Consider the following 10,077-nt stretch of genomic DNA (forward strand, 5'->3'; position numbering starts at 1 on the left):
ACGCATCAGAATCTCACTGTACCACTCGCTGAAGTTATGCTCCTTGGGTATAATCGTCTGAGCGTCCTCTTTTTGTGGCATCGTTGCATGATGAGAGCCGCTGGAGGGCTTTCACAGAAAACTTTAAATCCCCCCTCTATTTAAATGTTAGGTCGTGGGCGATATACATGGGCATCAGCGGCGATTGGAGTTGGCCTTCCATCGGCTTGAGAGGGCATTAATTACAGAAGAAGACCGCGCGCTGATAAAGGATTTTGTACACTACAAGACAGCGGCTCAAAGTATCGGGTTGTTACGGCAGGATAAGTATTTGCGGAGCCTGATGCTTATCGCCGAACGATACCTGGACGGGCGAACTTATGCTTCGCTTACCCGCGAGGACGTAATGGAGATAGTATCGAACATTGAACGTAGCGGGATGAGCGGCTGGACGAAACACGATTATCGGGTGATCTTGAAGGCCTTCATGATCTGGTTGGGCAAGGAGAAGGAGGTTGTATGGATCAAAACATCGAAGCCGCGTAAGCTCCCGGATGAGATCCTTAATGAAGGGGAGATATCGCGGTTGATCGACAGTGCGCGGAGTTTACGCGACAAGGCGTTCGTTGCATGCCTGTACGAGGGTGGGTTCCGGATAAGCGAGATCGGCGGGCTGCGCATGAAGGATGTGGATTTCGATCGTTATGGTGCGATTGCGATGGTAGAGGGCAAAACCGGCATGCGGCGCGTTCGGCTCATCTGGTCGACGCCGTATCTATCGCAATGGCTGGAGGCGCATCCGCAGCGCGAGGATCGACTGGCACCGGTCTGGATAAAGAAGGATGGTAAGGCACTGGGATATCCGGCGCTGCGCGAGCAACTGCGAGAGATTGCGAAGCGAGCGGGGATCAAGAAGAAGGTGAACCCGCACAACTTCAGGCATTCGCGATCAACGCATCTCGCCTCGCGGTTGACGGAATCGCAGATGGAGGAATATTTAGGCTGGGTGCAGGGTTCGAGGATGCCGTCGATCTACGTGCACATGTCGGGCCGTGACCTCGATGGAGACTTGCTCAAGATGTACGGGTTGGAGGATAAGCGTGACGACGAGCCGATCAAGCTGAAGATGCAGGAGTGTCCGCATTGCCGCACCGTGAACACCGCGGGTGCACGCATCTGCATAAACTGCCGTAAACCGCTCGCGGTGGATGAAGTGCTTGACCTTGAGGCACGTAGCAAAGAGTTCTTACTCGATATGATGGATTCGCTTGCGAAGAATCCAGAGAAGGTGGCACAGTTTAAGGCGTTCTTTAAGACTGAATAATCATCAGTGCTTACTCAACTACCACTGCGGAAGTGTAAGAGCAAAAGTACAACTCTCCTACTTTTTTTGCGCCAAACTTTCATCTATCTCCTGCAGCAGCCGCCGGAACTTCGGCTTTTTTAGCATCACCAAAAAGGAGTGTAGCATAGCGATTCCTTCCTCATCAGTTCTCCTTATCTCATCGAGCAACAAAAGCTGCCGATTCGCATACTCGCGCGCGTAGTCCTCTGACTGGACTCCGCGATGGATATAATAGCTGATCGCCTGCGAGCGACTATCCCAGAGTCCCTCATCCACCTCTTTATCGAGCCGTTCCTTCATCCGTGAAGCCAGGGAAATTGAAAACGTGTCCTTAACCTCCCCCGTTCTTCTTCTTTTAGGTTCGGCGCTTTCGCCCCTGTCTTCTGCCCCATCTTTCATCCTTCCACCTCCTGTATACTCTGGTTTACCAGTTAGTTTTATCTGTTTATAAATGTTGCGGTTCAACAGCAAAACACTATTTCATTCACATACCATAATTCCATTTGGTGTTGGTTTTATATACTCGCCCCGCACTAGGTAGTTCCTGTTGAAGTTCAGCAAACTTCAACGGTAAGGAGGGCATTGTTGCCATGGAATGCAAACCGAAAGAAACGGAAGCAATGAGACACCCGGGCATTGTAGGAACTGAGCTAGATGAGGGGCACATATCTCGTTCTACTCCAGAACACACCCAGTCCCCGTCTAAGAAACCTCTAAGTCCGGAATCGCGGCAGGAATTGAAACAATTTGTTGAGAAATGGCGAGTGTTCATCGACGATCCTTCGCTTTTGGACCAGCCGATGCGCACGGTTGCGGAGTTCTTCAGAGAAGCTGCGATAGAGGAGGGGCTGATCGGTGAATGAGAGACATCGTTGCACGAGCACCGCTGCGGTGCTCGCCGATCCGGGACACTGTGACGACAAAAGACGGCGAGGTGACAGAGGAACGCACCGTAAGGTTAGAAAACGACGTGTTCATCATCACGGTGAAAGGGCAACCCGACAAACTGCCCTTCATCGAAGGCGAAGAGTACAGCGTCGAATTCCGCACACCGCAGATGCAGCTGCCCTTCGTGGACGAGACCACCGAGAGCCAGCCCCGGGAAGCGAACGAGATGGGTGGTGATGCAGAAGGCGGTGAGTGACAAGAATCCTGCAGCGGGGTGCGGGCTTACTCCAAAGCGGACATGCCAAAGCGGACCGTTTGTTTCACCTCCCATTTTGAGCATCGCTTTGTTTCGCCTGCTGAGTTATCGCCCCATAACTCTTGGGCTGTCCGCGGAGCAATAGGTCCGGCCCCACGTTCCCGTTTGCTTGGGCCGGTGGCGTGATCACTGTTCTCAATGCAGACGAGCAACACGAGATCGCGGCACGCCGTCATCGCTGCGCGCTCTGTGGCGACGCCAAGCAGCTGACGCATAAGAAGATCTCCGGCGGCGTGCCCGCCTTTATTTGTACCCAATGCGCGGAGGACTACGTGCAGCGCGCACAACGCGTTCAAGCGCAGCACGAACCTCCGAAAAAGCTCCTGATCGAGGTCTCTGCGCCCCAGCTCGCAACGGTGACGTTCAACGGTATTGTCGAGGATCTCAAACGCCTGGTCGATGATTATCTTGAAGAAGAAGGGTTCGGAGCTGATGCAGATATCCGTCTGATCAGAGGTCATGAGTAATAAGATTCCGCGAGACGTAGCAGTCCGCTCTCGATGATTTCATGGGCGACACCTTCGACCTCACGCGCAAAGAAGTTAAAAAACAAGACACCGCACAAGACCCGAAGTTAAATTTTAACTTGTCCCTGCTACAGCAGCTCCGCAGCGGCCGACGACCTGCTCAAATCGCCCAGGAGCTCGGCATGTCGAAGCCCGCGCTGCAGTACCATCTGAACCAGCTCAAGGCGGCAGGGCTCGTTACAAAGCTAGGCTATGGCGTTTGGGAAGTCAACGACATACCCCTGATCACCCCCAGAAAAGAAGTTAAAAAAACAATCCAAGTGACTCTTGACAACACTACACAGAAGTTAAAATTCCTCGGGGTGTCTGACTCCGTTCGCGGGCACGCATTCGTATTCGTGCTGAAGGTGCCGCCGGGTTTGCTGAACTGGAACAACCGCCGGCGTGAAGAATACCTCAAGAAGCACGGACTCGACTACCAGCGGCTCTTGATCGCAGGTGGCGGGCAACGCATCTGGATGGGCGGCCGGAAGGTGTGGCTCACGAACAAGTCGGTGATCATCTACGAGAAGAGCTCGTTTTTCGCGGAGACGGCGAAAGATGCGAAGAAGTATGCGCTCATGACCTTCATTGCGCTCGTGAAGAAGCTCGAGCGAACACTTCATGCGGATTTCACGTTCAAACTCGGGAAGGAATATCGATTCAAGGTGTCGCGACAGCACTTTGCGCTCGTCAAGAACGCGCTTGCAGAGCAGTACGATTACGAAGGCAAGCGACTGCACGTGCACGAGCCGGACGCAGGCAAGCTCTGGTTTGTGATCGATAACTCGTTCAATTTGCACGAGGCGGAGACGGTGCACCAGCGCACCGCGGTCTCTGATAATGCGAAGGTGCAGAACTTCTTCAACTCGCTGAAAGAGTGCCCGGTGACCACTGATGAGCTCATCGCGGCGATCGCAGGCGTCACGCAGAATCAGATCGCGTTCGCAGAGAATATCAGCACGCATATCCAGGCCATCCGTGAGCTCGGGCAAGGCGTGCAGGAGCTGAATCAACTACTTGCGAAATTCGAAGCGGAGATGCGCGACGCGCGCGAGAGCACGCAAACGTCGCTCGCTGATCTGCTCCAAACGAGCGGGGTGAAGAAAAAATTGTAGTGATTATCCCGGCGAAAAAAACCATTCGCATGATGCGGAATGCGAATCACGAGGCGTGCTGGTCTGAGATCCGGAAAAAGGCGCGGCGCATCAGAACGGTCGTTGACGACACGGGCGCGGTTTACGACGTTTACAGGATCTCAGCTAAAGATCTTCTGCGTGTGATGATCCTGCAATCTCACCCCAACACCCGCCCGGCTTGAGGGTAGGCTAAGCCAATTTTATCATCGAAGCAGGGGAGTTACTCTGGAATCGTAACCCATAGCTTCGATCTGGGCTCATAATATAATTTTACCGGTTTCTTCAGCTTAATTCTTTCCTCACGATCTGTACCTTTCCCTCGTACAACATATCGCATACATCTTATTTGTGGCATTAATCTTCATCTCCCACACACCAAAACTCCGCGTACACGGGGTAATGATCCGACACCACGGTGGTCTCGTCTACAGTTAATCCATATTTCTGATCAAATCTGTAAACACCAGCATCGCCGGTATAATCCGATACCGCAGCATTCGTTATTATAATGCGATCGTAGGTGCAATCGGTGGTCTTCGTTGTTGTATCCACGTTGTTGTCAATGCACCAGTAATACTCGCTACCGCTCAAAGTCGAAGCGGAATCTTCATCGAAATACGAGCAATCGGCGTTCAAATCGCCCAGCACGATGAAGTCCTGCTCACCTGGGCACGCGCTCCGCGCATAGCTCACCACGGCATCAAGCGCATTGATCTCTTCCGTCGCCTCGTCTGGATCCGTATGAATAACCATGAGCGTCGCATCGAAGTTGCCCCCAGCTGCCTTGAACGAGGCGATGTACGGCTCTCGGTGGAACGGATCGGTGCCTCCCGGTTCCGGATAGGTCTGCGGCGTGCCAACCAGTTGGATGGTCTGGGTGTTGTAAAGGTACGCATACTGCTCTCGGTAATGCTCGGTTCGGCCTAATCGTTCACTCACCACATAATCATACCGCGAGCCATCTGCGTTCACAAGATCAATCAATGCCGGAAGCGTGGTCTGAGATTTGTCCCGGAGTTCCTGGATAGCCACGATATCATAGGTGCGGACAATCCTTGCAAGTACATCCATCACCTCCGGCTTGGAGGATTTGGTCGGACCGAACGTCTGGATGTTGAAGGCGCCGATTCGAACCTTTTCTTCGCCGTGATCACCGCCAGACGAAGGCGATGGTGAAGAAGAAGGTATGGACGAGGGCGACGGCGAAGGCGACAGTGAAGATGGTGCGGCAGAAGGGGTGGGCGAAGGTGAAAGAGGTGTGGGCGAAGGCGTGGATGTAGATGCCGGGGTTGCTGTTGGAGTTGTAGAAGGTGTTGAGCTGGGTATCGGGAATTCATCGACGCAGCCTGCGACAAGCGCAACAACTACAACTGCTACCACAACGAAACCAGCGAGGTGCCCCCGGTCCATAAATCCTCTATCGGGGCTGCTCGTTAATACTGGTTTCGGTCGAGATGGAGAATAGCAATAGCAAAGTTTATTATTGTCTATAAAATAACATCCCTACTAGGGATACCACTATGAAATTATCACCGCGCGAAAGCGAGCTTTTGGAAGACGCTAACATCTTCGAGCACCCCGTAAGGTGCCAGATTGTGGAGCTGCTCGCAGAGCAGCCGATGCACATCAACGCGCTGAGTAGAGCGTTAGGTGAAGAGCGGGGGCTCGTTGGGTATCATCTTAGTACATTGCAAGAGCACGGATTCGTGACGAGCAAGTACAAAATCTTTTTCCTGCTAGAGCAGAGAGGCATAGCTCTGAGGTTATACACCGTCACTGATAAGGTCGCGGCAGCGAAAGCGAAAAGTGGTTAAAATGTTCACTTTAACCGGGAGAACAAAAGAAAGATGAGGCGCGAACTGAACCTTTCCATGCTCTGTATACTAACTGTATTTCTTATTGTAGCAGATCCAGTTAGTGCTGCATATGAAACTACTTCTGTTCAAGAGCCCATCATCATAGCCAGTGCCAGTGTATTTGAGGGTGGAAATGAAATGAAGATATTCAGCAACGGAAAGGTTGAGTGTTACCAAGTGCATTATGTTCCTTGGTATAAAGCTGTCACAATTAAGGAGGGATATATATCAAAAGCCGATGTTGATTATCTTCTATATTTGTTTCAAAACTTACCAGACCACTCTACATTTACAATTGAATCGGAAACCAATGGGTATGAGTGGGAATACCATATTTTTGATGGAGCTATTAGTTCTCTAAAAATTTTCTGTACGCCTTTAAATAAAACCGTGATATTCAGACCTACAATTAATGATGAAGGGTCTGCAACAGGAGAGGCACTAGAACTATTGCAAAAAATTGATAATATATATACAGAAACTCCTGTCGTTGAGACAAGAAACGAGATTAATCCTTCCCTCATATCTATCAATTTTGATGCTGAAAACTTTAGCACGGGGGAGATAATAACAATAAACGGCTCCTGTGAGGAAGGAGGCTGGTTGGGAAACGTGACCTCTTATGAATGGGATTTCGGTGATGGAAGCCAAGGCTATGGTAAATCCGTGTGTCATACATATTCATCATCAGGTAATTATACAGTAAAATTGACTGTAACTACCACCAAGGGTGGAATCGGCATAAAAGATAGAACACTTAATATTACAGGTTCCATCTCCACAGCTTCACCATCTCCTGAAGTTTCAGGATTTGATGGTCTATCAGCTGTCGCAGCGCTACTGGTATTAACTTGCTTTTTTAGGAGAAATAAAGTGCGTTAAGGGCGGACGGCCTCTTTCTGGATCCATACAGACTGCTCGTAGCGGGTTTCGATCGAAATCCCTAATAATCAGCATACGTGATTTTTATGTTATACGAATTAATATCACCTGGTGGAGATCTATGGGAAGAGAACGGTTAGATGGGAAACTTCTGCAAGATGCTTACATCTTGCTGCAACCCGCACGTTACAGAATCGTGAAGCTGCTTGCCGAGCAGCCGATGCACATCAGCGCACTCAGCACCGCGATGGGAATCGCAAGTCGGATCGTGGCGTTCCATCTGCGGACTCTGGAGGACTTTGGATTCGTAAAGTGCAAGTACGAGATCTCGGATGACCCAAAAACGAGGTGGAAGGCACTGAGGTTATGTACGGTCACCGATAAGGTCGCAGATGTGATAGCAGAACTCAAAAGGGCACTTTGAGTGAAATCCACCTAAGGGTAGCTGCTTTTTTTGCACGTTCGTTGCTTGCTACCACGCCTATTTAGAAGATTGTTATTTACATGATTAAGTTTTATATAATGTGTGAATTTCCAATATTATTGGGGTAAATTTATGGGGAGAGAAACGGTAGAAGGCCAACCTCTAGAAGATGCGCACATCGTCAAACATCCTGTGAGGCACCGGATCGTTGAGCTACTTGCGAAAAGGCCGATGCCCATCGACGCGCTGAGCAGGGCATTGGACGAAAAGAGGGGGCTCGTTGCAGATCATCTCATGGCACTGCAAGAGTACGGATTCGTGAAGAGCAACTATGGACTCCTAATTCTGCTAGAGCCAGAGCAGAGAGTAACGGCACTGAGGGTGTACAAGGTCACCGATAAGGTCGCGGATGTGAAGGCTGAGCTGAAAAGGGCGCTTTAGTGGTGTAGACCTGCTTGTCGAGGAAGACGATGGCGATGCTTGCAGAGCAGCTGGCACACATCGACGTGCTGAGCCGAGCCTGATGTGCGAAGAGGAGGCTCGTTGCGTCTCATCTCCTAGCAGCAGAAGAACGCGGGTTCGTTAACAGCAATTATGAACTCCTCATCCTACTAATGCGGAGAGGAACGGCACTGAATTTGTATACGGTCACCGATAAGGTCGCAAAAGTGAAAGCGGAGCTGAAGAACGGCTTTAGTATATCAGGACGACCATATAATGTACACATCGTTTTCAAAAAGACGAAAGCGGAAGGTGGGCGGCAATGATGCGGTGGAAGAAACAAGATTTACCCTGCTATCGAAGTAAGGATAATTCGGGGAAAATAATAGGGGCTGATACAAATGGAATGCAAAGAACTGGAAAAAACCATTGGGTACACATTCAAGGATAAAGAATTGTTGAAACGTGCTCTGACAACTAATGGATGGGTAAATGAACAGCGTTCATCAGATACCAATAAAATACAAAGTCAAGAAGTTTTTTGCACATTGGGTGATGCAGTACTAAAATTAATATTAGTTGATCTGTTAGTAGATAAATTTGAAAACAGTGGATCGATAACTGAAGAAAAAAAGAAAATTGAGGACGAGAAAACACTTGCAGGTATAAGTAGAGTATTTTATATGGGCAAATTTATGATAACGAATGAGAGCGAGAGAGAACACGACAAAATCTATGATAACAACCGTAATCTTGCAGAAACTCTCGAGGCATTGATTGGGGCGATATATCGAGATGCAGGGTTTTGTGTTACGAAAGAAGTGATTATGAAATGGCCAGAGGTTGAAAAGCTTGTTGGCGGACGTGAAGGCTGAGCTGAAGAGAGAGTTTTGAATGGGTAGAACCGTCGCTACTTACCGGACCGTGCTCGAAGCGCTGATCAATGACTGGCAGGGTTTCAGAAGGGGCAGCGGAAAGAGAACCGGGAAGCGTTCGATCGACTGATGAACAAGGCCCGGTGCGTCAGAACCGTCACCGACGACTCTGGCGCAGTCTTCGACGTCTACAGGATCTCAGCTAAAGATCTCCTTCGCGTGATGATCAAGCAATCCTACCTAACACCAGCCCGACATGCGAAGGGGGGTTTGCATGGGTGAACCTATGACCAAAGCGCTTTATATGAAAAAATTGGATAGCTTTTATAGATGATGAAAAAATGGTCGTAACTGAAAAGAAGAAGAGACTGTGGTGGTTGGGCTTCCTGGGTTTTTTAGGATTTCAAGGATTTCTGGCGTTTAAAGTACATGAACCATTGTTGCTGTTTAACTTCTGTCTGTTTGCTTTTTTTACGTGGTTCTGGTATCTTAAAGAGGAACTAAAATATCTGGGCCTCCTTGGGATAATTGGTTTGGTTATAGCACTGCTCGGACTTCTAGGACTGATTGCAGTATAGGACACTCAGCGCTTCTTTAAAAAGCGATAAATAAAATCTCAAGAAGGATGTAGCGAAATTTGCTGAAATTTTGTGGCATTCCACTACTCTACTTCCAGCAGGTAACGCTCCCATTATTGACGAGCGATGCGCCCGGCGGCACCTGGGTAAGCACGAGAATCACGGTCAGGAGGTCGACAGAGGAACCCATCGCGCTGAGGAGTATCGGAAAGAAGAAGGCTGGGGTCAGAAGGCCAGCGATGCCGAGGACGATCGGGACGAGGACCGAGATGATGGCAAAGGGTGAGATGGTGATTAAAAGAAAGCGTGACCGCGAAAGCACTTCTTCGGTGTACACAAATGCACCGAAAGCTATAATCCCTACACCGGTCCTGTCGGACCGAAGAACGTTCGGGATGAAGAGCAGGTGGCAAAGCTCGTGACAAACGAGGACGGCGAGGATGCCGAGGATTAGGGGAAGGCTGATTGAGAAGGAGAGGGAGAAGGATGGTCCGGCAAACCCGAGGTCTTCGAGCGAAAACGCCGAGAACAGCGTAAAGATCCCGAGCGTCAGTGCGGCGGTGACGGCCATAAGCGGAAGGGAGAGGAGGAAAGCCATCAAGAGACGCTTTGGTTCTCTCAGTCGAACCCACCCCCGATCCTGGAGATTACTTAGTCGCTCGGGGTCGGTCGGTGGTAGCCGTGTGAAGATGCGCATAATATTCCCTCCGTTCTGGTAGTGAATGATGAAATGATGGAATAACTAGGTGTTGTTTTTGGTATAATCTATCTTTGGCATCATCTACACACTTTTACAATCCGCTCTTCGTGGAGAGGGAACATCAAAGGGCCTTTTTTATGGTTTTTTA

Annotated in this window: 16 protein-coding genes; 13 read left to right on the top strand and 3 right to left on the bottom strand. The window is 49.8% G+C overall.

Annotated features, from left to right (window positions below):
• The first annotated feature begins 154 nt into the window (after nucleotides 1-154).
• Nucleotides 155-1,303, top strand: a complete 1,149-nt coding sequence (locus JW878_09995) for a tyrosine-type recombinase/integrase (protein ID MBN1763384.1) — start codon at nucleotides 155-157, stop codon at nucleotides 1,301-1,303.
• Between the two features lie 57 nt (nucleotides 1,304-1,360).
• Here the strand turns inward: JW878_09995 and JW878_10000 are convergent, their stop codons facing one another.
• Nucleotides 1,361-1,723, bottom strand: a complete 363-nt coding sequence (locus JW878_10000; GenBank protein ID MBN1763385.1) for a hypothetical protein — start codon at nucleotides 1,721-1,723, stop codon at nucleotides 1,361-1,363.
• A 191-nt stretch (nucleotides 1,724-1,914) separates the two neighbouring features.
• Between JW878_10000 and JW878_10005 the strand changes: the two genes are divergently transcribed.
• From JW878_10005 to JW878_10025, 5 genes are all read left to right on the top strand, one after another.
• Nucleotides 1,915-2,187, top strand: a complete 273-nt coding sequence (locus tag JW878_10005; GenBank protein MBN1763386.1) for a hypothetical protein — start codon at nucleotides 1,915-1,917, stop codon at nucleotides 2,185-2,187.
• Nucleotides 2,184-2,468, top strand: coding sequence for a hypothetical protein (locus JW878_10010; protein MBN1763387.1), 285 nt, complete (start codon nucleotides 2,184-2,186; stop codon nucleotides 2,466-2,468). Before JW878_10005 ends, JW878_10010 begins: the two co-directional genes overlap by 4 nt.
• Before the next feature lie 182 nt (nucleotides 2,469-2,650).
• Nucleotides 2,651-2,995, top strand: a complete 345-nt coding sequence (locus JW878_10015; GenBank protein ID MBN1763388.1) for a hypothetical protein — start codon at nucleotides 2,651-2,653, stop codon at nucleotides 2,993-2,995.
• Between the two features lie 41 nt (nucleotides 2,996-3,036).
• On the top strand, nucleotides 3,037-4,152 hold the full coding sequence (locus tag JW878_10020) for a winged helix-turn-helix transcriptional regulator (protein ID MBN1763389.1): 1,116 nt from the start codon (nucleotides 3,037-3,039) through the stop codon (nucleotides 4,150-4,152).
• Between the two features lie 29 nt (nucleotides 4,153-4,181).
• Complete coding sequence (locus JW878_10025; protein MBN1763390.1) at nucleotides 4,182-4,355, top strand: hypothetical protein; 174 nt, start codon at nucleotides 4,182-4,184, stop codon at nucleotides 4,353-4,355.
• Between the two features lie 172 nt (nucleotides 4,356-4,527).
• Here JW878_10025 and JW878_10030 read toward each other — a convergent pair whose 3' ends face one another.
• The gene (locus JW878_10030) at nucleotides 4,528-5,583 is read right to left on the bottom strand and encodes an endonuclease/exonuclease/phosphatase family protein (GenBank protein ID MBN1763391.1); all 1,056 of its coding nucleotides are present in this window, start codon (nucleotides 5,581-5,583) and stop codon (nucleotides 4,528-4,530) included.
• 110 nt (nucleotides 5,584-5,693) lie between these two features.
• On the opposite strand from JW878_10030, the gene JW878_10035 reads away from it, so the two are divergent.
• The 7 genes from JW878_10035 (at nucleotide 5,694) to JW878_10065 (ending at nucleotide 9,229) form a co-directional block, all read left to right on the top strand.
• A complete protein-coding gene (locus tag JW878_10035; protein MBN1763392.1) occupies nucleotides 5,694-5,987 on the top strand; it encodes a winged helix-turn-helix transcriptional regulator in 294 nt (97 codons plus the stop codon).
• A gap of 57 nt (nucleotides 5,988-6,044) precedes the next feature.
• Nucleotides 6,045-6,911: a PKD domain-containing protein gene (locus JW878_10040; GenBank protein MBN1763393.1), complete on the top strand. Its 867-nt coding sequence runs from the start codon at nucleotides 6,045-6,047 to the stop codon at nucleotides 6,909-6,911.
• A 121-nt stretch (nucleotides 6,912-7,032) separates the two neighbouring features.
• A complete protein-coding gene (locus JW878_10045; GenBank protein ID MBN1763394.1) occupies nucleotides 7,033-7,335 on the top strand; it encodes a winged helix-turn-helix transcriptional regulator in 303 nt (100 codons plus the stop codon).
• A 132-nt stretch (nucleotides 7,336-7,467) separates the two neighbouring features.
• Complete coding sequence (locus tag JW878_10050; GenBank protein MBN1763395.1) at nucleotides 7,468-7,776, top strand: ArsR family transcriptional regulator; 309 nt, start codon at nucleotides 7,468-7,470, stop codon at nucleotides 7,774-7,776.
• 173 nt (nucleotides 7,777-7,949) lie between these two features.
• Nucleotides 7,950-8,102, top strand: a complete 153-nt coding sequence (locus JW878_10055; protein ID MBN1763396.1) for a hypothetical protein — start codon at nucleotides 7,950-7,952, stop codon at nucleotides 8,100-8,102.
• Between the two features lie 75 nt (nucleotides 8,103-8,177).
• A complete protein-coding gene (locus JW878_10060; GenBank protein MBN1763397.1) occupies nucleotides 8,178-8,651 on the top strand; it encodes a ribonuclease III family protein in 474 nt (157 codons plus the stop codon).
• Between the two features lie 341 nt (nucleotides 8,652-8,992).
• The gene (locus JW878_10065) at nucleotides 8,993-9,229 is read left to right on the top strand and encodes a DUF3796 domain-containing protein (GenBank protein ID MBN1763398.1); all 237 of its coding nucleotides are present in this window, start codon (nucleotides 8,993-8,995) and stop codon (nucleotides 9,227-9,229) included.
• Between the two features lie 88 nt (nucleotides 9,230-9,317).
• Here JW878_10065 and JW878_10070 read toward each other — a convergent pair whose 3' ends face one another.
• A complete protein-coding gene (locus JW878_10070; GenBank protein MBN1763399.1) occupies nucleotides 9,318-9,926 on the bottom strand; it encodes a DUF3267 domain-containing protein in 609 nt (202 codons plus the stop codon).
• Nucleotides 9,927-10,077: the final 151 nt, after the last annotated feature.

It is taken from the genome of Methanomicrobia archaeon (genome assembly GCA_016930255.1).
GTDB lineage: Archaea > Halobacteriota > Syntropharchaeia > Alkanophagales > Methanospirareceae > JACGMN01.

Coding starts and splice junctions, on each gene's coding strand:
- JW878_10000 (MBN1763385.1), bottom strand. CDS start 1,723: ATGAAAGATGGGGCAGAAGACAGGGGCGAAAGCGCCGAACCTAAAAGA.
- JW878_10005 (MBN1763386.1), top strand. CDS start 1,915: ATGGAATGCAAACCGAAAGAAACGGAAGCAATGAGACACCCGGGCATT.
- JW878_10010 (MBN1763387.1), top strand. CDS start 2,184: ATGAGAGACATCGTTGCACGAGCACCGCTGCGGTGCTCGCCGATCCGG.
- JW878_10020 (MBN1763389.1), top strand. CDS start 3,037: ATGGGCGACACCTTCGACCTCACGCGCAAAGAAGTTAAAAAACAAGAC.
- JW878_10025 (MBN1763390.1), top strand. CDS start 4,182: ATGATGCGGAATGCGAATCACGAGGCGTGCTGGTCTGAGATCCGGAAA.
- JW878_10030 (MBN1763391.1), bottom strand. CDS start 5,583: ATGGACCGGGGGCACCTCGCTGGTTTCGTTGTGGTAGCAGTTGTAGTT.
- JW878_10035 (MBN1763392.1), top strand. CDS start 5,694: ATGAAATTATCACCGCGCGAAAGCGAGCTTTTGGAAGACGCTAACATC.
- JW878_10040 (MBN1763393.1), top strand. CDS start 6,045: ATGCTCTGTATACTAACTGTATTTCTTATTGTAGCAGATCCAGTTAGT.
- JW878_10045 (MBN1763394.1), top strand. CDS start 7,033: ATGGGAAGAGAACGGTTAGATGGGAAACTTCTGCAAGATGCTTACATC.
- JW878_10050 (MBN1763395.1), top strand. CDS start 7,468: ATGGGGAGAGAAACGGTAGAAGGCCAACCTCTAGAAGATGCGCACATC.
- JW878_10055 (MBN1763396.1), top strand. CDS start 7,950: ATGCGGAGAGGAACGGCACTGAATTTGTATACGGTCACCGATAAGGTC.
- JW878_10060 (MBN1763397.1), top strand. CDS start 8,178: ATGGAATGCAAAGAACTGGAAAAAACCATTGGGTACACATTCAAGGAT.
- JW878_10065 (MBN1763398.1), top strand. CDS start 8,993: ATGGTCGTAACTGAAAAGAAGAAGAGACTGTGGTGGTTGGGCTTCCTG.
- JW878_10070 (MBN1763399.1), bottom strand. CDS start 9,926: ATGCGCATCTTCACACGGCTACCACCGACCGACCCCGAGCGACTAAGT.